This window comes from Streptantibioticus rubrisoli (assembly GCF_024436055.1).
Classification (GTDB): domain Bacteria; phylum Actinomycetota; class Actinomycetes; order Streptomycetales; family Streptomycetaceae; genus Streptantibioticus_A; species Streptantibioticus_A rubrisoli.
Genome location: NZ_JANFNH010000015.1, coordinates 1 through 22636 on the forward strand (window position 1 = coordinate 1; position 22636 = coordinate 22636).

Below are 22636 nucleotides of genomic sequence, written 5' to 3' on the forward strand. Positions count from 1 at the left end.
CTGCCGCGCTGCGGCTGCGTGGGTGGGGGTTTCCCGCTCGCCCACCCGTTTGCCCTGGGCCTTCGCGGTGCCGTTGCGCTCGGTGGGGGCGGGTTTGGGGTCCCTGCTGCGCTGCGGGTGCGCGGGTGGGGGTTCCCGGCCGCCCGATTTTGGGGAGTGACCCGGCGGTCGTTCCCTGCGATGATCCTCCCGTTTACGATCGTTAACACTTGGCCGGGAGGGCGGACGCATGACGGAGCAGCGGTACGGGGAATGGGTGGCCGTGCGGCCGTACGGAGAGCACGTCGCCGAGCTGGTGCTGGACCGGGTCAAGGCGATGAACGCCATCTCCACCCAGATGGCACGCGGCCTCACCGAGGCCTGCGCGGCGCTCGCCGCAGACCAGGGGGTACGGGCGGTGGTGCTCACCTCCACGCATGAGCGGGCGTTCTGCGTGGGCGCCGACCTGAAGGAGCGCAACTCGCTCACCGACGCCGAACTGGTCCGGCAGCGCCCGGTCACCAGGGCCGCCTACACCAGCGTCCTTGAGTTGCCGATGCCGACGATCGCCGCGGTGCACGGCTTCGCGCTGGGCGGCGGGTTCGAACTGGCGCTGTCCTGCGATGTGATCGTCGCGGACAGCACGGCGGAAGTCGGGCTTCCGGAGGTCTCGGTCGGCGTCATCCCCGGTGGCGGCGGCACACAGCTCCTGCCGCGCCGGGTCGGTGCCGCCCGCGCCGCCGAGCTGGTCTTCACCGCCCGCCGGGTGGGCGCCAAGGAGGCCGCCGAGCTGGGCCTGGTCGACGTGCTGAGCGAGGAGGGCGGCGACCGCCAGGACGCGCTGGCGCTGGCGGAGCGGATCGCCGCGAACTCCCCGGTGGGCCTGCGCGCGGCCAAGCGCGCGCTGCGGCTGGGGCAGGGGCTGGGGCTGCGTGAGGGGCTTGAGGTGGAGGACGCGGCCTGGCGTTCGGTCGCCTTCTCCGCGGACCGGGCGGAGGGGGTGCGGGCCTTCAACGAGCGGCGCAAGCCGGTGTGGCCCGCGTCGTAGCCGCCGGGCGGGTGGGCGAAACCCACCCGCCAGCGCCAGCGGAACCGGAGGACCGGCCCCCCGAACGCCAGCGCGGGCGCGCTGTAAGTGGGCAGGAGTGCGAGGCTGGGCCCAGCACAGCGCACGGGACGCGAGAAGCCCCCAACGCCAGCGCGAGCGAAGAGGCGGGAGGATGGGCGCACAGGCCAGTGCCAACCACCGGTTGATGGCCGTAGTCGGGATAGCCCAGGCGGTGGCCACCGCACAGACCCCCCTGGACGTGGCGCGCGCGTCGATAGGACGCGCCCGCACCGCCCTGGGCGGCTCGTTCGCCGCCGTCTCGGTCTGGGAGCGCGAATCCGGCTGGCTGCGCGTCCTGGTCAACGACGGCGACCTCGCCCCCGGCGAGGAACCGCTCCCGCGGCACGAGACCTACCCCGTACGCGACTTCCCCGAAGTCGTCGAGTACCTGCACCGGGAGTGGGCCAGCGGCGGCGAACCGCACGCCTGGGTGGAGACCGCGGGCCGTCCCGCCCGCACCGGCCCGTACGAGCACCAGCGGATGGCCGACCTACGGCGCAGGGGCCGGGGCTGCTGCATAGTCGCGCCGATCGTGCTCCACCACCGCGCCTGGGGCGAGCTGTACGTCGCCCGCCGCGCGGGCGACCCCGTGTTCGGCCGCGCCGAAGCCGACTTCGCGACCGTGCTCGCGGCGGTGATCGCCGCCGGGGTGGCGCAGACCGAGCGCCTTGAGGAGGTGCGTCGGCTGGCGTTCACCGATCCGCTGACCGGACTGGCCAACCGCCGCGCGGTGGACGCCCGGCTGGAGGAGGCGCTGGAACGGCACCGGAGGCTGGGCGCCGTGGTGAGCCTGGTGGTCTGCGACCTCAACGGACTGAAGCGGGTGAACGACAGCCTCGGCCACGAGGTCGGCGACCGGCTGCTGGTGGGCTTCGGCTCGGTGCTGTCGATGTGCGGCGAGCGGCTGCCGGGAAGCCTCGCCGCCCGGCTCGGCGGCGACGAGTTCTGCCTGCTGGCCGAGGGCGCGAGCGCGGCCGACGTGGAGCGGGCCGCGGAGGAGCTGTGCGCCCGGGCGAGGTGGCTGGGCCTGGGCGACGGGGTGGCCGTCGGCATCGCCTCCACGGACACCGAAGCAGGCCCCGTGCGCACCGCCCGGCGGCTGTTCCGGCTGGCCGACGCGGCCCAGTACCGGGCCAAGGCGCAGCGGTCCGCCAAGCCCGTGGTGGCCGGACGCGCGGTGGCCGAGCTGGCCGACGCGCCACCCCGTACGCCCGCGGAGCGGCGCAGTTTCCGCGGCCGTCGGCAAACCGAGTCGTGACAGCTGGCGATTCACTCTTTAGGGTGCGTGAATATGAATATGCACAACGTGGTCTTGGGGCCGTCCGGAACAACCGCTGACGACGTGCTGGCCGTGGCCCGTGGCACGGCCAGGGTCGAGCTGTCGCAGCAGGCGCTGGCCGCAATCGCCGCCTCGCGCGCGGTGGTTGACGCACTGGCCGCCAAGCCGGATCCGGTCTACGGGGTCTCCACCGGCTTCGGCGCGCTCGCCGTCATGCACATCGGCCCCGATCTGCGGGCCCAGCTCCAGCGCTCCATCGTGCGCTCGCACGCCGCGGGGATGGGCCCGCGGGTGGAGCGCGAGGTGGTACGGGCGCTGATGTTCCTGCGGCTGAAGACGCTGGCGTCCGGGCACACCGGGGTGCGGCCGGTGGTCGCCGAGACGCTGGCGGCGCTGCTGAACGCGGGGATCACGCCCGTTGTCCACGAGTACGGCTCGCTGGGCTGCTCCGGCGACCTGGCGCCGCTGTCGCACTGCGCGCTCACCCTGATGGGCGAGGGCAGCGCCGAGGGGCCCGACGGTGTGGTCCGGCCGTCCGCCGAACTGCTCGCGGAGCACGGCATCGAGCCGGTGGAGCTGCGCGAGAAGGAGGGCCTGGCGCTGCTCAACGGCACCGACGGCATGCTCGGCATGCTGCTGATGGCCTGTGCCGACCTGGCCCGGCTGTTCACCTCCGCCGACATCACCGCCGCCCTGACTCTTGAGGCACTGCTCGGCACCGACAAGGTGCTGGCGCCCGAACTGCACGCCATCCGCCCGCACCCCGGGCAGGCGGCCAGCGCCGAGAACATGCGCCGGGTGCTGGCCGGGTCCGGGTTGACCGGACACCACCAGAGCGGCTTCGCCGGGGAGTCGGCGGCCCCGCGGGTGCAGGACGCGTACTCGGTGCGGTGCGCGCCGCAGGTCGCCGGTGCCGGACGGGACACCCTCGCGCACGCCCGGCTGGTGGCGGAACGGGAGTTGGCGGCCGCGGTCGACAACCCCGTTGTGCTGCCGGACGGACGGGTGGAGTCCAACGGCAACTTCCATGGCGCGCCGGTGGGTTACGTCCTCGACTTCCTCGCGATCGCCACGGCCGACCTGGGCTCGATAGCCGAACGGCGCACCGACCGGCTGCTGGACAAGAACCGTTCGCACGGCCTGCCGCCGTTCCTCGCCGACGACCCGGGCGTCGACTCCGGACTGATGATCGCCCAGTACACGCAGGCCGCGCTGGTCAGCGAGAACAAGCGGCTGGCGACGCCCGCGTCCGCCGACTCCATCCCCTCGTCGGCGATGCAGGAGGACCACGTCTCGATGGGCTGGTCCGCGGCGCGCAAGCTGCGGCACTCGGTGGACAACCTGGCCCGCATCCTGGCGGTGGAGCTGGTCGCGGCCACCCGCGCGATCGAACTGCGCGAGCACGCCGGTACCGGGCTGACCGCCGCGCCCGCCTCTCGTGCGGTGCTGGCCGCCGCCCGCGAGGCAGGCGTCCAGGGACCGGGCGAGGACCGCTTCCTTGCCCCCGACCTGGCCGCCGCCGAGGCCTTCGTACGCTCCGGCGCACTCGTCCGCGCCGCGGAGTCCGTCACGGGACCGCTGGCGTAGCGCCCTTCCGGCGGATCAACCGGCGGTCGCGGTCAGTTCGGCACCGCCGGTCCTCGCCGTCTCTCGTTGTTCGTCGTCGCGGCGCAGACACCTCCCGCCGGGACGGCGAGCGCTTCACGGCGCGCGACAGCGGCCCTCAAAGGAGCGAGACCCTCAAAGGAGCGAGACCCCGCGCCGCCGCGAGGCCACCAGCAGCGCCGCACCGGCGGCGAGGAAGGTCGAACCGCCCACCAGGTAGGGCGTCGTGTTGATGCTCCCGGTGTCCGCCAGGTTCATGGCGCCCGCTGACCTGCGCTCACCCACAGCGGCCGTGCGCGCCGTGGCCGTGTGGTGATGCGTGACCGCGTGCCCGACCGGCCCCGTGGCCGACGCCGACGGGACGAAACAGAGGGCCGCGAGCAACCCGCCCGCGACGGCCGTGGTGGTGGTGAGCGATCGGCGCGAGGCCATGGAACCCCCTTGCGAATACGGTGACTTCACCGTGGGCACCGATGGTAGTGAGATTTCCCGACCGCAGAAAAGTGCCGTGGTGATACCTGGCCGCCCCTCGCCGTGTCCGACCACGCTCCGCTGCCGGGCCGCCTACTCTCCGTCGCATGACTACGGAGTACGACAGCAGCGGCAACGGCGAGGCCCCGGCCCGGTACATCCGCCTCCAGGTGGACCTCGTCATGGAGATCACCGACACCGACGAGCTGACCCGGGCAGCCGTTGAGCAGATCGACGGCGACGAGTTCATGCCGGACGACGAGCGCGCCCACGCCAGGGACGCCGTGCAACGCGACGAGGCCGAGGCGCTGGCCTATCTCATCGACCCGTTCGGCCTGGTCAACGGCGTCTCCGGGGTCGAACTCGTCCAGGCGTCATGGAGCAGCGCGCATGCCGAGTACGACCCGGAGTCCGACGAGTGGGACCTGTACGAGGAGGAGATGGGCGAGGAGTAGCGACCCGTTCCGGGACGACCGGCGGTTGCCCCGGAACGTGTCATTCCTCACAGTGCCTTGTGGGGCGGAACGGACTTAACGGGGGTAGGTGTCCCCATCCGTACGAGAGGTATGAACGGATGGAGATACGTGTGAAGTCGCCGCAGAGCGGTACCGATGCCACCCTTGAGCAGCACCGCGGGTGCGGTGCGCGCCGTCGGCTGGCCGCGGTGTCCGTGATGGTCGGCGGTGCGCTGCTGCTCACCGCGTGCGGGGGGCCCGGCTCCGCGGAGTCCAAGACGGCCGCGGCGGACGCGGCCGCCGCCAAGGACGCCTCGACCGCCAGGATCGCCATCTCGCCCAAGGACAACGCGACCAACGTCGGCATCAACAACGACGCCAAGGTCGCGGTGAGCGACGGCACCCTGACCAAGGTGTCGATGACCGAGGTCGACAGCGGCAAGACGGTGCCGGGCAAGATAGCCGCCGACGGCAGGAGCTGGAAGCCGGACGGCCAGTTGGCCCGGGCCACCGCGTACCGGATATCCGCCGCCGCCAAGGACGCCAACAACCGTCCGGCGACCGCCAATTCGACGTTCACCACGGTCTCGCAGGCCAACAGCTTCATCGCGTACTACACGCCGGACGGTGGCTCCACCGTCGGTGTGGGCATGCCGGTCTCGATCAACTTCGACAAGGCGATCAGCAACAAGAAGGACGTCCAGTCCCACATCAAGGTCAGTTCGAGCAGCGGCCAGCAGGTGGTCGGCCACTGGTTCGGTGACCAGCGGCTGGACTTCCGCCCGCAGGACTACTGGAAGGCCGGTTCCACCGTCACCCTGAAGCTGAACCTGGACAACGTGCCGGGCGCCAAGGGGATCAGCGGCGTGCAGAACAAGACCGTCACGTTCAGGATCGGTCACTCCCAGGTCTCCACGGTCGATGTGAACACCCAGACCATGACGGTGGTCCGGGACGGCAAGACCATCAAGACCATTCCGGTGTCCACCGGCAGCCCCGAACACCCCACGTACAACGGGCAGATGGTGATCTCGGAGAAGTTCGAAACGACCCGGATGGACGGCAAGACGGTCGGCTTCGGCGGTGAGTACGACATCCCCGACGTGCCGCACGCGATGCGGCTGAGCACCTCGGGCACGTTCATCCACGGCAACTACTGGTCCGACAAGTCCGTCTTCGGCTCCACGGCCACCAGCCACGGCTGCATCGGCCTTGGTGATGTGCGCGGTGGCGGCGACCCGGGCACGGACGCGTCGTGGTTCTACAACAACTCCCAGGTCGGCGACCTGGTCGTGGTGAAGAACTCGCACGACAGCACCGTCGCCCCCGACAACGGCCTCAACGGCTGGAACATGTCCTGGGCGAACTGGAAGGCCGGAAGCGCGCTGTAGCCCTCCCGGCGGGCCGTCGAGAACGAGGGACGCTCCTGCTCGCTACGGCGAGCAACCTCCACGTTGCGGTCCGGCGGTCGGGCGAGGGCCGGATGTTCTTCACCTACCTACGGCGTGAGTCGCGATCGCGCTGGGGCTCGCCCTCGGCATCGGCCCGCTGGTCACCGTCTCCTGCCTCGCCACCGGCACCAGGCAGGCGAAGGGCCGGGTCGTCCAGTCCCTCTACGGCCGCGGCACCGACCGACCGCGACGTTCGGTCAGTCGGTGAGCTTGCCGATGTAGAGCTCGCAGAACGCCGTCGCGGCGCTGGGCGAGTCCAGCAGCCGCCGCAGTCGGGCCTCGGCGGTTCGGGCCTGGAACGGATCGGGGTGCGTCGCCCCGTGCAGCACGTCGGCGAACCACTGGGAGAACTCCTGGTACTGCCACACCCGGCGAAGGCACCGCGCCGAGTACTCGGCGAGCCCGCGCTCGTCACCGTCCCGCAGCCGCGCGGTGAGCGCCTCGCTGAGCGCGAACGCGTCGTTGAGCGCGAGGTTCATGCCCTTGGCGCCGATCGGCGCCACCAGGTGGGCGCTGTCCCCGGCGAGGTGCAGCCTGCCGTGGGACATGGGCTCCACGACGTAGTTGTGCATGCCGAGCACCTGCCGCTCGATGATCCGGCCCTCGCTGATCGGCGCGCCCGGCACCGCCAGCCGCGCGTGCAGCTCGCGCCAGACGCGTTCGTGGCTCCAGTTCGCCGTGTCGTCGCCGGGCGGGCACTGCAGGTAGAAGCGGGTGACCTGCGGGGTACGGGCCATATGGGCGGCGAAACCGCGCGGATGCAGGCCGAAGACGACCCCGTCGGCGGACGGCGGCGCCTCAACGAGCAGCGCCAGCCAACCGATTCCGTACTCACGGCTGGCGACCACATGCTCCCCGGCCGGTAGGTGGCGGCGGCTCACTCCGCGTGCGCCGTCGCAACCGGCGAGGTACGCGCACTCGACACGGTGCCGCTGCCCGGTGTTCGCGTCGGTGTACGTGACGGAGGGGCGGTCGGTGGTCAGGTCGTGCAGTCGCACGTCGTCGACCTCGAACCGGATGTCGCCGCCGAGCGCGTCGGCGTACTGGGCCACCAGGTCGGTGACCAACTCCTGCTGCGGGTAGACGAAATGGTGCTGCCCGGTCAGCTCGGCGTAGCGGACCTGGTGTCGGCGCGCGTCGAAGCGGAACTCGAACGAGCCGTGCCGACCGGCCAGTTGGAGCAGCCGTTCGGCGAGCCCGTACCGCTCCAGTTCGCGTACCGCCCACTCCTCCAGGAACCCGGCGCGCGGATGCCGTTCGATGAACTCCCGGCTGCGCGCCTCCAGTACGACGCAGTCGACGCCCCGCTGGCGCAGCAGGTTCGCCGTGCACAGCCCGGCGGGACCGGCACCGATGACCGCGACCTGAGTGCGGGTGGTTACCGTGGTCATCCGTATGCCAGCCTTCACTTTGGTCGGGGCATGTCAGCGGGGAAGTATGCCGTAGAAGGGGAGACACGGTGGCGGGGAGTAGTGGGCGGGGCGTGCTGCGGACGTTGGGCGGGTTGCCCGCCGCGGCGACGGCGGTGACCGGGACGGTCGGGCTCTACATGGCGCTGGTGGCGTTCGGGAACATCACCGACTTCGGCACCAACCAGCAGTTCGTACGGCATGTCCTCGCGATGGACACCACGTTCCACGACAAGGCGCTGATGTGGCGGGCGATCACCTCGCACGCCGTCGCGGACACCGCGTATGTGGCCATCATCGCCTGGGAGACGCTCAGCGCGCTCGTGCTGATCGCGGCCACGGTGCTGTGGGCCCGCGCGGTGCTGCGCGACGGCGACCCCTCCCGTGCCCGGGGCGCGAGCACGCTGGGCCTGGTGATGGTGCTGCTGCTGTTCGGCGCGGGCTTCGTCGCGATCGGCGGCGAGTGGTTCTCCATGTGGCAGTCGAAGGCCTGGAACGGCCTGGACGCCGCCTCCCGCGACATCCTGCTGGCAGGCGTCTCCCTGATCGTGGTCCGGCTGCCGCACCGCGACGGCGACTGAGCCGCCCGCTCAGCCGCGCACTTGCCACCAACGCCAGCACCGGGCGGCCGCGTGGACGATCCCACCGATCGCCGCCGAGGCCGCCAGCCGCTGCCAGTCACCCATGTCGTCCGGCAGCGCCACCGAGCCGCCGACCCCGACCGCAAGTGCCGCCGTGGGAACGGAGTATGACGGGGCGTGGAGCTTCGCGTTCATGCGGACCACCATAGGACGAGCGCGGACCTCGGGATCCGGCCCCCTCCCGGTGAGCGGCCCGGCGCGGTTTCGACCTATCCTTGAAGGTGTACGGAGCCAGAGGGCCAGAGGAAGCGAAGCCCCATGTCCGGTCTAGTCAACAAGAGCCTTGACTCGCCTGACGAGGTGCGCCCCTTCGAAGAAGGCAAGGGACAGCTGGAACTCGTCACCGTCGAAGGTGGCGGCGCCGTCGGGCGGGCCACCTTCCAGCCCGGCTGGCAGTGGTCCAAGCACGTCAAACCGATCGCCCAGACCGAAAGCTGCCAGGCCGCGCACACCGGGTACACCGTCTCGGGACACATGAAGATCGTCATGGACGACGGCGAGGAGACGGTGATGGGCCCGGGAGACTTCACCATCATCCCGCCCGGCCACGACGCCTGGGTCGTCGGTGACGAACCTTGCGTCGTCGTGGACTGGCAGGGCTACGTCGATTACGCGAAGCGGTAGCGGGCCTCGACGCCACGGGGGCTGGCAAGGTCGACCAGCTGGCCTACCAGACGTTCAACTTCCGCCACCACATGGGCGGGCACGCCGCTCGCGACGGGCTCGTGATCCGGATCGTACTCCCAGCGCCAGTCCGTGCTCACTGGGCTGTGAGGCCGATGGCCGCATGGGCCTCGTCCAGGATGCGTCCGATCTCAGAGGCGGCCTGCCGTGCCTGGGCCGCGTCGCCTGACTCGGCGGTGTCTTCCCAGCGGCGGGGTCTGCCGCCAGTTTCGGCTGTCGCTGGATGTGGACATAGACGGCCCATTGGGCGATGAACCGCTGGAGCGGCGCCAGAGCAGAGCCCTGCCGGGACTGGTCGGCCGCTTGGTCCAACTCCCGGGTGAACGCCGGTAGTGTGGCAGGCGCGATCTGGCTGATGGCCTGCCGCAGCGCTGCGACAGTGGCAGGGGGCTGGGGGATGAGCGGGTGCCCAGCGGCGGAGGTGGTCATGGTTACTCCCACGGGCGCGATCCTGAGCCCAGGCGTCAGCTCATCGGCCATGAACGACTTCTCCCCGCTCGAACGAGTGAGGCAGAAGCGATACAGCTGCTCACGTAAACCGCTCGGGCTCACGCCTCGTTGGGTGGCTTGGACGAGGCCGACCCCGGCTCCGGGCGGGTGACACGGCAGGCGCCCGGCGACGGGGGCGGTCTACTTGTCCGTAGCTTCCGGGGCGGGCGCTACACCCACCGGGCACGAGACCCCCGTCCCCCCGATCCCGCAGTAGCCCGCCGGGTTCTTGTCCAGGTACTGCTGGTGGTACAACTCCCCTCCAGGCAACAATAGTTGTGAGAGGGGAGCCGCTATGGCCGAGGCAGCACAGTCCGTCCCCGTAGTGTCCTACGCACGCATATCCGCCGACACGGCCAGGGACGGCCACGGGGTCGAAGATCAGCACAGGGTGAACGACGAGACGGCCGCGCGCCTGGGCTGGACCATCGTCCACCGCTACACGGACAACGACTTATCCGCAGCGAAGGCGAGCGTTGTACGACCGAGCTTCGAAGCGATGTTGAAGGCGCTCAAGGTCGGGCAACTACCGGACGGTCAGCAAGTACGAGGCGCGATCGTTGTTGCGGACGACCGCCTCACACGGCGAGCGGGCGACTATGAACGCTTCGTGGACGCCCTCACCTACGATGAGGGTCGCGTCTACGCAGACGCGAAGGGGCCGAAGAACCTCTACAGCGAAGACGTAGAGTCCATGGGCCTTTTCGGCGTGGTCATCTCCAAGATGGAGGTACGCAAAATGCAGCGGCGGACGCGTCGCTCACACCGGCGCCGAGCCGAGCAGGGGATTCCCGTTGGTGGAAAAAGGCCGTTCGGATGGAAGGACGACAAGCTCACGCTAGCACCGGAGGAGGCTGCTCTCCTTGCCGAGGCCGCGCGGGATTTGATTGCCGGGCGCTCCCTGCACTCCATTCAACTTGAATGGCGAGAGAAGGGGGTGCGCACGGTCCACGGTAAAGAGTGGGGAAGCCGTTCCCTCAAGTTGGCACTGTGGAACCCGCGGCTGTGCGGTTGGCGTAAGCACAATGGTGAGCTAGTCCGTGATGCCAATGGTGTCCCAGTGCAGGGGAAGTGGGAGCCTATCATCACACCGAAAGAGTGGATGGCTATTGATGCCCTCTTCTCATCGCGGGTTGGGCCGAACGCCAAGGCCGATGGCACGATCACGGACTATAGGACCCCGTCACACTTGCTGACTGGGATACTCCGGTGCGGCAAGCCCAAGGCTGATGGGCAGATCTGCAACGCGCCGCTACGGGTGAGCACCAGGCCCGACCTGTCCGGCGGGTACATCTACCAGTGTCCGAGCAAGTCCATGGGCGGATGCGGCGGGACGGCCCGTAACGGGGCGAAGGTCGATGAGTACATCACTGAAGCCGTCTTGGCCAAGCTCGAAGAGAGGGCAGCCGCCACCCGCAAGGAAGACGCCGATTGGGGTGGGGAAGAGGAGCTGAACCGGCTGGTCACTAAGCGGCAAAAGATGCTGCAAGCGTGGCAGCAGGATCTAGTTTCCGACGAACTCTTCTTCCCTGAGAACCATAAGCTTGAGACCAGGATCAAGGAGCTGCGGGCCGAGCGCACACGGCACGCGTTGCAGAGGCAGCGAGCCGCAATCGTTGATGGTGATATCCGTGCGCGCTGGAACTCTGAGAAGTTCGATATGGCGCAGAAGCGAGCGCTAATCCGAGAGGCGATGCATGCGGTGATCGTGTTGCCTGTCGGCGGAGGAGGGAGGCGGGCGTTCAACCCGGATCTTCTCGTCCCCAAGTGGAAAGAAGACTTCTAGCCGTTACAGGCAAAAGGGGCGCTGAACGATCGGCGCCCCTTTTGCTATGCGGCTTTTTTGATCTCTGGTGGCTCCGTATCTGGAGGCTCACCGCGTACCTTCGTTTCGGTTAACTCCAGGCCGAGGATCTTGGAGATGCGTTGCCAGCGCTCTTCACTCCACGCCGGAGCCTTAGCGGCTTGCATCCGGCCCCATTCGCGGGCGCTGAGGTCACTCATCCTCTGGCCACCTGCCCCCGAAGTCGGCCAGTGCTGCACGAGCCTCTTCGCGGTTGCGGGCGATGTCGTCGGCGATGCTTCTCGCCATCAGCGCTTCGCCGGGGGTGTGGCCGGAGCCGACGAACCGCCAGGACGACTCTTTGACCGCGTTGGGATCGTCGCCCACTCCGGCGGAGCGCCGCTTATGCTCGGCCCGCTCGGCGCGTAGTGCGCTGTAGGTGGTGGAGTAGCGCCGGGACTTGGTGAGGATGTGGCCCCGGTAGCCGAGGCTGTGAGCCCACAAGCGCAGCCTCAGCGGCTCCAGCTCCGGCAGGGCGCCCAGACGCCAGCAGGTAGCCATCAAGGCCCGCAGATGGCTACTCACGGGCGCCCGCTGGATCTCCTCCAGGCCGTGCACGTGGTGATCGAGCCCGGAGGCTGTATCCCCTGCCCCCTTGGTGACGTACTTCGCGACATATCCGGCGACCGCCTCATCCGACAGCCCGTCGCCATCGGCGAATTCTCCGATGGGGCGCACGTCGATCTGTTGGCCCCAACCGACGCGTTCCAGGCCGTAGGCGTCGGATTCCGGAATGGCCACGTAGGAGGACCGTGCAGCCTGATACACAGCCTCAGTGATTAATTCGGCAGTTGCCCAGCCTGGCGGAGGCGAATCAGGGCCGTCGGGACCGTCGAGGCGGACCACTGCGTGAAAGTGCACGGCCGCCCGCTTTTGGTATTCGGCAACTTTGGCGAACGACACCACGAGGTGGTGACCAAGCTCGCTACGTGGAATGCCACGCGACGCCGCCAGGTGACGCCGTACCGCCGTCGTGAAGCGGTCCCATAGCCGTCCGGCGTGAGCGTGCCAGAGCACGTGTCCCACGTAGTCATAGCAAGCAGCGCATAACGGTTTGCCGATCAGTTCATCGTTATCTGAATGTGCCAGGTTGCAGCCGAGTGGTTCGCCGTGTTCGCACAGGGGAGCACCACGTCGGAACCGGCACACCTCGCCGGGGCCGGTAGCACGGTGGACCGGACCGAAGGACGGAGCCGTCAAGGTCACGAACAGTCGAGGATGGCCGCGCACCTGTTCTGGCAGGGACTTGCCCCCGGACAGGCCCGAGCGCACCAGGTGGTACGTATCCCCGGCATGCAGTCGTGAGCACGGTTCGCACACCGAGGCACGGCGGTTGCCGCACCGCACGGCCAGGCGATCCCCCGGTTCGTCGGTCGTCGAGTAGGAGACTAGTATTTCCCCGGTCGATGCGTCACGGGTGACGCTATAGCCGGACAGGTAGACAGGGTGCGCGCACCCGCCTATGTCCCGTATCTGTTCGAGCCACCGCTGGTACCCAGGGTCGTTCGCTAGGCGAATCAAATCCCGCATGGTTTCCGGCAGTGCGCGTATGCGTGCTTCCCGCTCCAGTTCGGCGGAACGTGTAGCCGGATCGCTGAAGTGGGCGTGAGTGGGTTGAGAATCGGCATTGGATATGCCGGACACGAGGCATCCTCCAAAGCATGTAGTCGTTGACCTTACGGTGAACCATGCGAGGCATGGATAGTTCCTTCCTTGGCTTGCCGAGAGGCAGCGCGGCACCCAGCGCGGGTGACATGACTTTTCCGCTCTCCATAGTCCCACGCGCCTCTAACAATTTCAGCGAATAATCGGCTGAATTAGTTCCCCACAAAGGAACTTGACTTAGCGTCAGGATGCCGCGCGGCAGGGATGTCACCAGCCGCCGCAGGCCGCCCGCCCCAGCGCCGATGCGCAGCGACCCGACCCCAGCCGGAGCCTGGGGCGTCGTGGCGGAAACTGTCTTTACTGGATCAAGTGCGCCGCGCCTGCGGCGCGCCGCCCGCCCGCCAGCCCGCCCGGCGTGCGACCTTCGGCCGGTCCGGTCGGGCGCGGGCGGTCGGCGACCGCAGTCGCGGCCCTTGACCGTACGACCACCCGCCAGGCGACCAGGCCGACCACGGCAGGCCGTTGCATATCAGCCCGGGCCGATGGGCCATTGCGGCTGTGAGCACCTGGCCGTGCGGGATCCACGCCAGCCCGTGCCATGGGTGGCCATCTGGCCGGGGGACGCTGACAGGTCAGAGGATCGTGGCTGATGGGGCGGCCCGTGCCCCACGTGGAAGCGCGGGCGTTCTCTGAGCCGCCTATTCGCCGTGAGGACAAGCGCCGTTGGCGCCAACGGTCGAGAGCGCATCCCTCAGAGACGGGAGGAGTGGCTGGTGTGGGCGGGGGTTGCTCGCGCACACGCGTGCGTGATCGTTCGGCACCCCCGCCGTCGTGCTTGACTTTCTGTGGCTCAGGACTCAGGGGTGATACTCGTAACCGATGGTCAGCCGAGGCGGGAGACACCACTCCCCGTACTCGATTATTCCCTCGTCGTCCCCGAGACGTGTTGCTCCGGCGAGGATGGCTGTTCCAACGGCTATGCCCAGTCCGTTCGCCTCACGCTGATCAGCCGTGCGGGCGTGCTGATCGTCGCGCCCAACCGTCAACGTGCGTCCCGTGACCTCAAGGATGCGCATGAGTAGATCATCATGCTTTGCCGGTGCAGTGCTGAGTAGGTCCGGCACAAGCGCCGCGAACGAGGCGGGATACCAGTTGACCCCGAAGGAGAGTCGTACGCTTCCGCGAGCAGTGATGTACTCGCGCCGGACTACTTGATCGCCGTCCTCCAAATCGAAGATGTCGCCCACGTAAGAGGGCGGACGGACGATGGACGCAGAGGTGATCTCTACGGTCTCGCCTTCCATCAGAATCCCACGGAGACGCGTAGCGCGAGCCAAGCGGTCACGTCCGCTTGAGCCAACTGACGGAGCGTCGGAGACGAAGGTCCCGCGCGGACTGGTCCTGATCAGATTCTCGGAGGCCAGTTGTCCCAGGGCGCGCTGGATAGTCGTTACAGCGACGCCATGCTGTGAAGCCATGGCCTTGTTGCTGGGCAGTCGCGTGCCCGAGGCCAACTCTCCACCGTAGATCTGTCGCCGGTAGTGGTCAGCGATGTCTGCGTAGGTGCGCAGCGCGTCTGGCATGTCGTCTCTCCTGATCGTCACGCGTGAGGGTAGTCCGCTCACCGTTCCCCTTGTAGTCCAAGGTATCTCGCTCATACAGTGAGGTACTTCACTTGCAAGGTAGGAGGTGGGGAGACAGGTATGTCCGCACCCAGAAGCACACCGTTAGACATTGCGGAGCATGCAGCTCGCGAGCTACGCGAGGCGATCACCATGACTGGCGTTGCTGCGCCGATGCTCCTGATCGGTGGTCAAGCGAACATAGACGAACCGAGAGTTCAACTTGGTGGCACGGACGCAGATGCAGCGCTTGAGCTTGCTAAGTGGATCAGGGCGCACGCCACAGGAGAGGGGTGCGCGCGGTGAGTGCAGCAGTCTGGGCAGAGGGCTACTTCAAGAAGGATCCGATCTCGGACGGGCGTACCTCGCCACGTTCCTACCGACTGACGTATGGGGATACGGACCAGAGCTTCTATCAGGCCCGTCGCGCTCTGCTTGCCATGGCCAGGGTTGTCAGCACACTCAACCTGACACCAACCGAGCGCCACGCATGGCGGAGTTGGTACACGTTGGCCAACCACAGGGCCACGATCAAGCGCCTACATGAAGGCAAGGTGTTCGAGTTCGGTATCAGCAGCAACGGAAGGCAGATCATCTTCCGCATCACACCTACCGTTGATCAAGAGCGTGCGCAGGTGGCTAGGCGGTACATTAAGTACCACTGTGACCGCTGCTGTGCCCTAATCGACATCTCCGCCCTCAACCGCAAGCCATGCGTGCTGACCGACTTGTTCGGCAACAACGTCGAAGTGGCCACGGAGTTGGTCTGTAAGGACGAGACGGCTTGTAGGGCGCGTAGGTGCCAGAGGGAGTCCGAGGCTCAACGTCGGAAGTTGCTCTAGCAAGTCCATGAACCGCCCCGCCCGGCGCTCATCCCCCGAAGCGCCGGGCGGGGCTTATCTCTGTCCGAACCCAGCATGAGGAAGCGCCGCAAGCTACACGCACAACTCGATCTCCCTCAGCCCCGAGGCCGAACCACGTACGCCGACGCCCCCGGAAACCTCAACGGCCGGGGGCGTCGGTCTGTCCGGCATCAGCCCTCAGCCGGAGCTACGCCGATCGGGCAAGAAACGCCCGTCCCCCCAATCCCGCAGTACCCGGTTTTGTTGCGGTCGAGATACTGCTGGTGGTACGGCTCCGCCGGGTAGAAGGGGGCGGCGGGGGCGATCTCGGTGGTGATCGGGCCGTAGCCCGCCTTGGACAGGGTGGACTGGTAGGCGTCGCGGGAGGCGGTCGCGGCGGACTGCTGGGCGGGGGAGTGGGTGTAGATCGCGGAGCGGTACTGGGTGCCGATGTCGTTGCCCTGGCGGAAGCCCTGCGTGGGGTCGTGGGACTCCCAGAAGACCTTCAGCAACTGCTCGTAGGAGACCACGGCCGGGTCGAAGACGACGCGGACGGCCTCCGTGTGGCCGGTCTGGCCGCCGCAGACCTCCTCGTAGCTGGGGTTCGGGGTGTGCCCGCCCTGGTAGCCGACGAGCGTGGTCCACACACCGGGCGTCTGCCAGAACCGGCGCTCCGCGCCCCAGAAGCAGCCCAGGCCGAAGTCCGCCACCTCGAGGCCCTGCGGGTACGGTCCGGCCAGCGGGTTGCCCAGTACGGTGTGCCGCTCGGGCAGCGGGAACTGCGGCTCGGCGTGGCCGGGCAGGGCCTCCTCGGCGGTCGGCAGCTTGGTCTTGAAGCGGTTCAGGAACATCGGCTGGTCTCCTCACTGCGTGCGCTCTCCACCAGAACGTAACGCCGGGCCTGGGGATTCCGGCGAGCGCACCGGGTCCGGCGCATTACGCTCGGGCACATGAGCGACCAGCACACCGAGCGGCAGCACAGTTTCGAGACCCTCGCCATCCACGCGGGCCAGCCCGCCGACGCGCAGACCGGCGCCGTCGTCACCCCCATCTACCAGGTGTCCACCTACAAGCAGGACGGCGTGGGCGGCCTGCGCTGCGGCTACGAGTACAGCCGTTCCGCCAACCCCACCAGGACCGCGCTGGAGGAGAACCTCGCCGCCCTGGAAGGCGGTCGGCGCGGCCTCGCCTTCGCCTCCGGGCTGGCGGCCGAGGACTGCCTGCTGCGCACCGTCCTGGTGCCCGGTGACCACGTGGTGATCCCCAACGACGCCTACGGCGGTACGTTCCGCCTGTTCAGCAAGGTCGTCGAGCGCTGGGGCGTGCAGTGGTCGGTGGCCAACACCTCCGACCCGGCCGAGGTGCGCGCCCAACTGCGGCCCAACACCAAGGTGGTCTGGGTGGAGACGCCCAGCAACCCGCTGCTCGGCATCACGGACATCGCGGCGGTCGCCGACATCGCCCGCGGCGCGGGCGCGCTGCTGGTGGTCGACAACACCTTCGCCAGCCCCTACCTCCAGCAGCCGCTGGCGCTCGGCGCGGACGTGGTGGTGCACTCCACCACCAAGTACATGGGCGGGCACTCCGACGTGGTCGGCGGCGCCCTGGTCACCACGGACGCCGAACTCGGCGAGCGGCTGGCGTACCACCAGAACGCGATGGGCGCGGTGGCCGGGCCGTTCGACGCCTGGCTGGTGATGCGCGGCATCAAGACGCTGGCGGTACGGATGGACCGGCACAGCGCCAACGCCGCGCGCATCGCGGAGATGCTGGTCAACCACCCCAAGGTGACCCAGGTGTTCTACCCCGGGCTGCCCGAGCACACCGGCCACGAGGTGGCCGCCAAGCAGATGCGGGCGTTCGGCGGCATGATCTCGTTCCGGGTCACCGGCGGCGAGGAGGCGGCCGTCGAGGTGTGCAACCGCGCGAAGCTGTTCACCCTCGGAGAGTCGCTGGGCGGCGTGGAGTCGCTGATCGAGCACCCGGGTCGGATGACCCACGCCTCGGCCGCGGGCTCCGCCCTGGAGGTCCCCTCCGACCTGGTCCGGCTGTCGGTCGGCATCGAGTCCGTGGACGACCTGCTGACGGACCTCACCGAGGCCCTCGGGTAACCACGGGCGCGATCCCCCAACTCCCCAGGGGCGGCGGGGCACTTGGCGGCGTGGGCCACCGTGCCGCCACCCACACGCCCAGTGCCACCGCCGCCGCGAGCAGTACCGCGCACAGCGCGAGCCGCAGCAGTCGGCGCCGGTGCAGCACGCGGCGGCCCCGGGCCGCCGCGCGGTCCGCCAGATCGGCCGGGACCGGCGGACGCGGTGCCGCGAGCATCCGCCGGACCTCGGCCTCCTTGCGGTCCGGCAGCGGTCCGCTGACCGCCCCGCTCACGCCAGGCTCCGCACTTGGGTGTTGGCGGTGCCCGTCCCGCATGGGGTGCGCGTTTGGGCGCTGGCTGGGCCTGTGATGCCTGGGTCGCGTGTTTGGGTGCGGGTTGTGCCTGCGGTGTCTGGGTGGCGTGCCTCGGCGTTGGCCGTACCCGCCGTACCCGCCGCACACCGGCCCTGGGATCGGTCGCTGACCGCCTCGGCCGGGCCCCGGTCCCGGCGCTGCGGCGAGCGGCCCCTCACGTCCGGCTCCGCATCGCCGCCACCGCCCGCAGGCACAGCGTGCGCAGCCGCTCCGGGGGCAGCCCGAGCTGGGCCGCGGCCTGCTCCTCGGGCACGCCCTCGTAGAGCCGTAGCACCAGCACCAGCCGCTCCCGGGGCGGCAGCCGGTCCAGCAGGCCGCCGCGCGGGCGCCGGTAGCGCCAGGCGCGGTGCGCGAACCGGGCGGCCAGCTCCTGCCGGGTGTGGGCGTACGGGTCGTCGCCGCGCATCCGGAACCAGTCCGCGTAGGTCCGGGCCAGCGCCGCCACCAACAGCCGCTCGCCCTCGGCGGGGTCACCGGTCAGCAGGGTGGCGGCGTGCAGCAGCCGCCCCGCCGCGCCCGCAGTGAACGTCTCGAACTCCCGGGCCCTGCGGCGCTCTTGGGCCTCGTGGCGCGCTCCCACCATGCTTCCCCCGGCCCGGGTGCCTGCACGCTTCGCGTGCTATGGGACGGCACGTGATGCGGGGCGGTCAAGAGCCGCGCGGGGCTGTTACGACTCCCCGCCGCCGGAGGCCGTGTGGTAGTCGGACAGCGCGGTGTTGAAGCGGGCGAGCAGCTCGGTGAACTGCTCCCGCTCGTCCTGTGTCCACTCCGCGGTGACGACCTCCATCAGCGCGCACCGCGAGGCCCGCACCTCCTCCAGGCGGCCACGGCCGCGCGGGGAGAGTGCCAGCACGACGGCGCGGCCGTCCTCGGGGTGGGAGGTGCGTTTGACCAGTCCGGACTCGACCAGCGGCGCCACCTGGCGGGTCACCGTGGAGGAGTCGATTCCCATGCCCTCGGCGAGCGCCTTGACGCCCATGGGGCCTTCCCGGTCCAGCCGGTTCAGCAGCAGATAGGCCGCACGGTCCATCGAGTTGCGCGCCTTGCCCACACCACCGAGGCGGGTCTGCTCGGCGCGCCGCGCGAAGAGGGCGACCTGGTGCTGAAGGCGCTCGAAAAGCGCGGCAGATGTCATGTCAACGGAGGTCGGCATGTCGGAAGGGTACGCGGACGGGGGGTTCCCCGTACCCCTGCCGCCCAAACATATGGTCCGACAGCCGGACAGCCGCTCATTCCTACCGCATTCGTCCGTGATCCCTACTGCATCCGTACTGCGTTCGAGCCCCTGGGTGCCATGCTTGGCCGCATGGTCGACAAGTCTGCTTCCGTCACTCTCGACGACGTGCGCAACGCCCAGAAGACGCTGTCAGGCGTGGCCCGGGTGACCGCCTTGGAGGGCAGCCGCCATCTGTCCGCCCTCGTGGGCGCACCGGTGCACTTCAAGTGCGAGAACCTGCAACGCACGGGTTCGTTCAAGCTGCGCGGCGCCTATGTGCGGATCGCGGGCCTGTCAGAGGAGGAGCGCGCGGCCGGTGTGGTGGCGGCCAGCGCGGGCAACCACGCGCAGGGGGTGGCGCTGGCCGCCGCGCTGCTCGGGGTGCGGGCCACCGTCTTCATGCCGGTCGGCGCCCCGCTGCCGAAGGTGGCGGCCACCCGTGACTACGGTGCCGAGGTCCGGCTGCACGGACAGGTGGTGGACGAGACGCTGCGCGCCGCGCAGGAGTACGCGAGCGGCACCGGTGCGGTCTTCATCCATCCCTTCGACCACCCCGACGTGGTGGCCGGGCAGGGCACGGTGGGCCTGGAGATCCTGGAGCAGTGCCCGGAGGTGCGCACCGTCGTGGTGGGCGTCGGCGGTGGCGGTCTGGCGGCCGGGATCGCGGTGGCGGTCAAGGCGCTGCGGCCGGATGTGAGGGTGGTGGGGGTGCAGGCGGCGGGCGCGGCGGCGTATCCGCCGTCGCTGGCGGCGGGGCGGCCGGTGGCCGTCGAGGCACCGGCGACCATGGCCGACGGCATCCGGGTCGGGCGGCCGGGGGACGTGCCGTTCCGGATAGTGCGTGAGCTGGTGGACGAGGTGCGCACGGTCTCGGAGGACGCGCTGTCGCGGGCGCTGCTGCTCTGCCTGGAGCGGGCGAAGCTGGTGGTGGAGCCCGCGGGGGCGAGCCCGGTGGCGGCGCTGCTGAGCGAGCCGGCCGCCTTCGAGGGGCCGGTGGTGGCGGTGCTGTCGGGCGGGAACGTGGACCCGTTGCTGATGCAGCGGATCCTGACCCACGGCATGGCGGCGGCCGGGCGGTATCTGTCGCTGCGGCTGCGCCTCACCGACAGCCCGGGGGCGTTGGCGCTGCTCCTGGGGGTGTTGTCAGAGGTGGACGCTAACGTCCTGGATGTGAGCCATGTACGGACCGATCCGCGCCTGGGGCTCACGGAGGCGGAGGTGGAGCTGCATCTGGAGACGAAGGGGCCGGAGCACTGTGCGCGGGTGGCCCAGGCGCTGAGCGAGGCGGGGTACACCGTCATCGGCTGAGCGAGGGTGGGAGCCCGGACGCGTACCGACAACAGAAACGGGTTGACGCGATATATCGCGAGCTGGAATACTCGCGATGCATCGCAATGCAGCCGTGCGGGTCGTGGTACCCGGAATTCCGGGCGATAGTGGCACATGTCGCCCCGGCGGCTGACGGCGCCGCAGCGTGTGGTGCGGCGCCTTTCGATCACGTACAGCGCCGAATACGTAGCCGATCCCCAGGGGGTAACTCCTATGCCAGGTGCCATTTATGCCGAAGGTCTGGTGAAGACCTTCGGTGAGGTACGGGCGCTGGACGGCGTCGATCTCGACGTCCCGGAAGGCACCGTGCTCGGTCTGCTCGGCCCCAACGGGGCCGGGAAGACCACCGCGGTAAGGGTTCTGACCACGCTGCTGCGGCCGGACAGCGGCCGCGCCCGGGTGGCGGGCATCGACGTCCTCAAGCACCCCAACGAAGTACGCCGGTCCATCGGCCTGTCCGGTCAGTTCGCCGCCGTCGACGAGTACCTCACCGGCCGGGAGAACCTCCAAATGGTCGGCCAGCTCTACCAGATGGGTGCCAAGGCCGCCAAAGCCCGCGCCGGTGAACTGCTGGACCGGTTCAACCTCTCCGACGCCGCCGACCGGCCCGCCAAGACGTACTCCGGCGGTATGCGCCGCCGTCTCGACCTGGCCGCCGCACTCGTCGTGCGGCCGCCGGTGATGTTCATGGACGAGCCGACCACCGGCCTCGACCCGCGCAACCGCCAGCAACTGTGGGACGTGATCAAGGAGTTGGTCTCCGGCGGCACCACGCTGCTGCTCACCACGCAGTACCTGGAGGAGGCCGACAACCTCGCGCACGACATCGCGGTGATCGACCACGGCCGGGTCATCGAACGCGGCACCTCCGACCAACTCAAGGCCCGCACCGGCGGCGAACGCGTCGAAGTCGTCGTCCAGACACCTGAGATGATCGAACCGGCGGCGGCGATCCTGCACAGGTTCAGCGCCAAGGGGCTCAACAAGGCCGAGGCCACGGTCGATCGGCACACCCGGCGGGTCACCGTCCCGGTCACCGGTGGCGCCAAGCTCCTCGCGGAGGTCATCCGCGAACTCGACACGCACGGCATAGAGATCGACGACATAGGACTGCGCCGCCCCACCCTTGACGACGTCTTCCTCGCCCTCACCGGCCACGCCGCCGAGGACGCTCCCGCCACGGACGCCGAAAGCCCCGCCGCGCAGCGAGCCGAGGAGGCCGCCAAGTGACCGCCAGCACCGAGAGCTTCACCCACAGCCGTGCGCCGCGCCCCTCCGGCGGCCCGGCCCAGGCCGTACGCGACTCCCTGGTGGTCGCCAAACGGAACCTGATCCGCATGGTGCGAATACCTGAAGTGGTCATCTTCGGGCTCATCCAGCCGATCATGTTCGTGGTGCTGTTCAGCTATGTGTTCGGCGGTGCGATCCCGGTGCCCGGACATCCGGGCAACGATCCGTCGGTCTACCGCGAATACCTGATGGCGGGCATCTTCGCGCAGACTGTGACGTTCGCCACGGCGGGCGCCGGTGCGGGCATCGCCGACGACATGCACAAGGGCCTGATCGACAGGTTCCGTTCGCTGCCGATGTCCCGGGGCGCGGTGCTCACCGGACGCACCCTGGCGGATCTTGTGCAGACGGCGCTGACCATGCTGGTGCTGATCGTGGTGGCGGTGATCGTCGGCTGGCGGATCCACGACGGCTTCCCCAGGGCGCTGGCCGGGATCGGGCTGCTGCTCCTGCTGGGGTACGCGTTCTCCTGGATCGGCGCGCTGATCGGGCTGTCCGTACGGACGCCGGAGGCGGCCACCTCCGGGGGGTTGATCTGGCTGTTCCCGTTGACGTTCATTTCGAACGCGTTCGTGCCGACCAGCAATATGCCCGCGTTCCTCCGGCACGTCGCCGACTGGAACCCGTTCAGTGCCACCGTGCAGGCGGCTCGCCAACTGTTCGGCAACCCGCAGGGGGCGGCGTCGAACGCCTGGCCGATGCAGCATCCCGCGCTGGCCTCGCTGCTGTGGTCGCTGCTGATCATCGCGGTCTTCCGCACGCTCGCGGTACGCAAGTACCGCTCCGCGACGGCCTGATGCCGGACGGGTAAGCGGAAGCCCCGGACCGCACGGGGGGTCCGGGGCTTCGGCG

23 protein-coding genes and 2 pseudogenes are annotated in these 22636 nt (G+C 69.3%); 13 read left to right on the forward strand and 12 right to left on the reverse strand.

Going from position 1 to position 22636, the window contains the following annotated elements:
- The first annotated feature begins 229 nt into the window (after positions 1-229).
- The 3 genes from NON19_RS15350 (at position 230) to hutH (ending at position 3953) form a co-directional block, all read left to right on the forward strand.
- A complete protein-coding gene (locus tag NON19_RS15350; protein ID WP_255928392.1) occupies positions 230-1027 on the forward strand; it encodes an enoyl-CoA hydratase/isomerase family protein in 798 nt (265 codons plus the stop codon).
- A 172-nt stretch (positions 1028-1199) separates the two neighbouring features.
- Entirely contained in the window at positions 1200-2345 is a 1146-nt protein-coding gene (locus NON19_RS15355) for a GGDEF domain-containing protein (protein WP_255928394.1), read from the forward strand.
- Positions 2346-2378: 33 nt separating this feature from the next.
- Complete coding sequence (hutH, locus tag NON19_RS15360; protein ID WP_255928396.1) at positions 2379-3953, forward strand: histidine ammonia-lyase; 1575 nt, start codon at positions 2379-2381, stop codon at positions 3951-3953.
- A gap of 153 nt (positions 3954-4106) precedes the next feature.
- Here hutH and NON19_RS15365 read toward each other — a convergent pair whose 3' ends face one another.
- A complete protein-coding gene (locus NON19_RS15365; protein ID WP_255928398.1) occupies positions 4107-4403 on the reverse strand; it encodes an LAETG motif-containing sortase-dependent surface protein in 297 nt (98 codons plus the stop codon).
- Positions 4404-4549: 146 nt separating this feature from the next.
- On the opposite strand from NON19_RS15365, the gene NON19_RS15370 reads away from it, so the two are divergent.
- Positions 4550-4897, forward strand: coding sequence for a hypothetical protein (locus tag NON19_RS15370; protein WP_255928400.1), 348 nt, complete (start codon positions 4550-4552; stop codon positions 4895-4897).
- 218 nt (positions 4898-5115) lie between these two features.
- Entirely contained in the window at positions 5116-6288 is a 1173-nt protein-coding gene (locus NON19_RS15375) for a L,D-transpeptidase (protein ID WP_255928503.1), read from the forward strand.
- A 257-nt stretch (positions 6289-6545) separates the two neighbouring features.
- On the opposite strand, the gene NON19_RS15380 is transcribed toward NON19_RS15375, so the two are convergent.
- Positions 6546-7739: a 4-hydroxybenzoate 3-monooxygenase gene (locus NON19_RS15380; protein WP_255928402.1), complete on the reverse strand. Its 1194-nt coding sequence runs from the start codon at positions 7737-7739 to the stop codon at positions 6546-6548.
- A 68-nt stretch (positions 7740-7807) separates the two neighbouring features.
- On the opposite strand from NON19_RS15380, the gene NON19_RS15385 reads away from it, so the two are divergent.
- Positions 7808-8338, forward strand: coding sequence for a DUF2165 domain-containing protein (locus NON19_RS15385; RefSeq protein ID WP_255928404.1), 531 nt, complete (start codon positions 7808-7810; stop codon positions 8336-8338).
- Between the two features lie 9 nt (positions 8339-8347).
- Here the strand turns inward: NON19_RS15385 and NON19_RS15390 are convergent, their stop codons facing one another.
- Positions 8348-8533: a hypothetical protein gene (locus NON19_RS15390; protein WP_255928406.1), complete on the reverse strand. Its 186-nt coding sequence runs from the start codon at positions 8531-8533 to the stop codon at positions 8348-8350.
- Positions 8534-8656: 123 nt separating this feature from the next.
- Here NON19_RS15390 and NON19_RS15395 point away from each other — a divergent pair, with 123 nt between their 5' ends.
- Positions 8657-9022, forward strand: coding sequence for a cupin domain-containing protein (locus tag NON19_RS15395; protein WP_255928408.1), 366 nt, complete (start codon positions 8657-8659; stop codon positions 9020-9022).
- A 136-nt stretch (positions 9023-9158) separates the two neighbouring features.
- Here NON19_RS15395 and NON19_RS15400 read toward each other — a convergent pair.
- Positions 9159-9511 (reverse strand): annotated as a pseudogene (locus tag NON19_RS15400) (hypothetical protein).
- A 201-nt stretch (positions 9512-9712) separates the two neighbouring features.
- A pseudogene (locus tag NON19_RS15405) lies at positions 9713-9829 on the reverse strand (peptide-methionine (S)-S-oxide reductase MsrA); the annotation flags it as partial.
- 37 nt (positions 9830-9866) lie between these two features.
- On the opposite strand from NON19_RS15405, the gene NON19_RS15410 reads away from it, so the two are divergent.
- Positions 9867-11357 (forward strand): recombinase family protein, encoded by a 1491-nt coding sequence (locus tag NON19_RS15410; protein WP_255928410.1) that lies wholly within the window; start codon positions 9867-9869, stop codon positions 11355-11357.
- 44 nt (positions 11358-11401) lie between these two features.
- On the opposite strand, the gene NON19_RS15415 is transcribed toward NON19_RS15410, so the two are convergent.
- From NON19_RS15415 to NON19_RS15425, 3 genes are all read right to left on the reverse strand, one after another.
- Entirely contained in the window at positions 11402-11575 is a 174-nt protein-coding gene (locus NON19_RS15415; RefSeq protein ID WP_255928412.1) for a hypothetical protein, read from the reverse strand.
- Complete coding sequence (locus NON19_RS15420) at positions 11568-13058, reverse strand: replication initiator (protein ID WP_372514143.1); 1491 nt, start codon at positions 13056-13058, stop codon at positions 11568-11570. The genes NON19_RS15415 and NON19_RS15420 overlap by 8 nt, the downstream gene beginning before the upstream one ends.
- Before the next feature lie 818 nt (positions 13059-13876).
- Positions 13877-14602, reverse strand: coding sequence for a GntR family transcriptional regulator (locus NON19_RS15425; protein ID WP_255928414.1), 726 nt, complete (start codon positions 14600-14602; stop codon positions 13877-13879).
- 341 nt (positions 14603-14943) lie between these two features.
- Between NON19_RS15425 and NON19_RS15430 the strand changes: the two genes are divergently transcribed.
- A complete protein-coding gene (locus NON19_RS15430) occupies positions 14944-15483 on the forward strand; it encodes an LssY C-terminal domain-containing protein (protein WP_255928416.1) in 540 nt (179 codons plus the stop codon).
- 191 nt (positions 15484-15674) lie between these two features.
- On the opposite strand, the gene msrA is transcribed toward NON19_RS15430, so the two are convergent.
- Positions 15675-16334 (reverse strand): peptide-methionine (S)-S-oxide reductase MsrA, encoded by a 660-nt coding sequence (msrA, locus tag NON19_RS15435; RefSeq protein ID WP_255928418.1) that lies wholly within the window; start codon positions 16332-16334, stop codon positions 15675-15677.
- A 99-nt stretch (positions 16335-16433) separates the two neighbouring features.
- On the opposite strand from msrA, the gene NON19_RS15440 reads away from it, so the two are divergent.
- Positions 16434-17594, forward strand: coding sequence for a cystathionine gamma-synthase (locus tag NON19_RS15440; RefSeq protein WP_255928420.1), 1161 nt, complete (start codon positions 16434-16436; stop codon positions 17592-17594).
- Here the strand turns inward: NON19_RS15440 and NON19_RS15445 are convergent.
- The 3 genes from NON19_RS15445 to NON19_RS15455 form a co-directional block, all read right to left on the reverse strand.
- Positions 17575-17868: a hypothetical protein gene (locus tag NON19_RS15445; protein WP_372514144.1), complete on the reverse strand. Its 294-nt coding sequence runs from the start codon at positions 17866-17868 to the stop codon at positions 17575-17577. The genes NON19_RS15440 and NON19_RS15445 overlap by 20 nt on opposite strands.
- Positions 17869-18103: 235 nt before the next feature.
- The gene (locus tag NON19_RS15450) at positions 18104-18529 is read right to left on the reverse strand and encodes a sigma factor-like helix-turn-helix DNA-binding protein (RefSeq protein ID WP_372514148.1); all 426 of its coding nucleotides are present in this window, start codon (positions 18527-18529) and stop codon (positions 18104-18106) included.
- A gap of 87 nt (positions 18530-18616) precedes the next feature.
- Positions 18617-19102: a MarR family winged helix-turn-helix transcriptional regulator gene (locus tag NON19_RS15455; RefSeq protein WP_255928424.1), complete on the reverse strand. Its 486-nt coding sequence runs from the start codon at positions 19100-19102 to the stop codon at positions 18617-18619.
- Between the two features lie 153 nt (positions 19103-19255).
- Between NON19_RS15455 and ilvA the strand changes: the two genes are divergently transcribed.
- From ilvA to NON19_RS15470, 3 genes are all read left to right on the forward strand, one after another.
- Positions 19256-20473 (forward strand): threonine ammonia-lyase, encoded by a 1218-nt coding sequence (ilvA, locus tag NON19_RS15460; RefSeq protein WP_255928426.1) that lies wholly within the window; start codon positions 19256-19258, stop codon positions 20471-20473.
- Between the two features lie 234 nt (positions 20474-20707).
- Entirely contained in the window at positions 20708-21724 is a 1017-nt protein-coding gene (locus NON19_RS15465; RefSeq protein WP_255928428.1) for an ATP-binding cassette domain-containing protein, read from the forward strand.
- On the forward strand, positions 21721-22581 hold the full coding sequence (locus NON19_RS15470) for an ABC transporter permease (protein ID WP_255928430.1): 861 nt from the start codon (positions 21721-21723) through the stop codon (positions 22579-22581). Before NON19_RS15465 ends, NON19_RS15470 begins: the two co-directional genes overlap by 4 nt.
- Positions 22582-22636 lie beyond the last annotated feature (55 nt).

Coding starts and splice junctions, on each gene's coding strand:
- hutH (WP_255928396.1), top strand. CDS start 2,379: ATGAATATGCACAACGTGGTCTTGGGGCCGTCCGGAACAACCGCTGAC.
- NON19_RS15380 (WP_255928402.1), bottom strand. CDS start 7,739: ATGACCACGGTAACCACCCGCACTCAGGTCGCGGTCATCGGTGCCGGT.
- NON19_RS15455 (WP_255928424.1), bottom strand. CDS start 19,102: ATGCCGACCTCCGTTGACATGACATCTGCCGCGCTTTTCGAGCGCCTT.
- NON19_RS15410 (WP_255928410.1), top strand. CDS start 9,867: ATGGCCGAGGCAGCACAGTCCGTCCCCGTAGTGTCCTACGCACGCATA.
- NON19_RS15390 (WP_255928406.1), bottom strand. CDS start 8,533: ATGAACGCGAAGCTCCACGCCCCGTCATACTCCGTTCCCACGGCGGCA.
- NON19_RS15355 (WP_255928394.1), top strand. CDS start 1,200: ATGGGCGCACAGGCCAGTGCCAACCACCGGTTGATGGCCGTAGTCGGG.
- msrA (WP_255928418.1), bottom strand. CDS start 16,334: ATGTTCCTGAACCGCTTCAAGACCAAGCTGCCGACCGCCGAGGAGGCC.
- NON19_RS15465 (WP_255928428.1), top strand. CDS start 20,708: ATGCCAGGTGCCATTTATGCCGAAGGTCTGGTGAAGACCTTCGGTGAG.
- NON19_RS15375 (WP_255928503.1), top strand. CDS start 5,116: ATGGTCGGCGGTGCGCTGCTGCTCACCGCGTGCGGGGGGCCCGGCTCC.
- NON19_RS15425 (WP_255928414.1), bottom strand. CDS start 14,602: ATGCCAGACGCGCTGCGCACCTACGCAGACATCGCTGACCACTACCGG.
- NON19_RS15440 (WP_255928420.1), top strand. CDS start 16,434: ATGAGCGACCAGCACACCGAGCGGCAGCACAGTTTCGAGACCCTCGCC.
- NON19_RS15370 (WP_255928400.1), top strand. CDS start 4,550: ATGACTACGGAGTACGACAGCAGCGGCAACGGCGAGGCCCCGGCCCGG.
- NON19_RS15365 (WP_255928398.1), bottom strand. CDS start 4,403: ATGGCCTCGCGCCGATCGCTCACCACCACCACGGCCGTCGCGGGCGGG.
- NON19_RS15350 (WP_255928392.1), top strand. CDS start 230: ATGACGGAGCAGCGGTACGGGGAATGGGTGGCCGTGCGGCCGTACGGA.
- ilvA (WP_255928426.1), top strand. CDS start 19,256: ATGGTCGACAAGTCTGCTTCCGTCACTCTCGACGACGTGCGCAACGCC.
- NON19_RS15415 (WP_255928412.1), bottom strand. CDS start 11,575: ATGAGTGACCTCAGCGCCCGCGAATGGGGCCGGATGCAAGCCGCTAAG.
- NON19_RS15395 (WP_255928408.1), top strand. CDS start 8,657: ATGTCCGGTCTAGTCAACAAGAGCCTTGACTCGCCTGACGAGGTGCGC.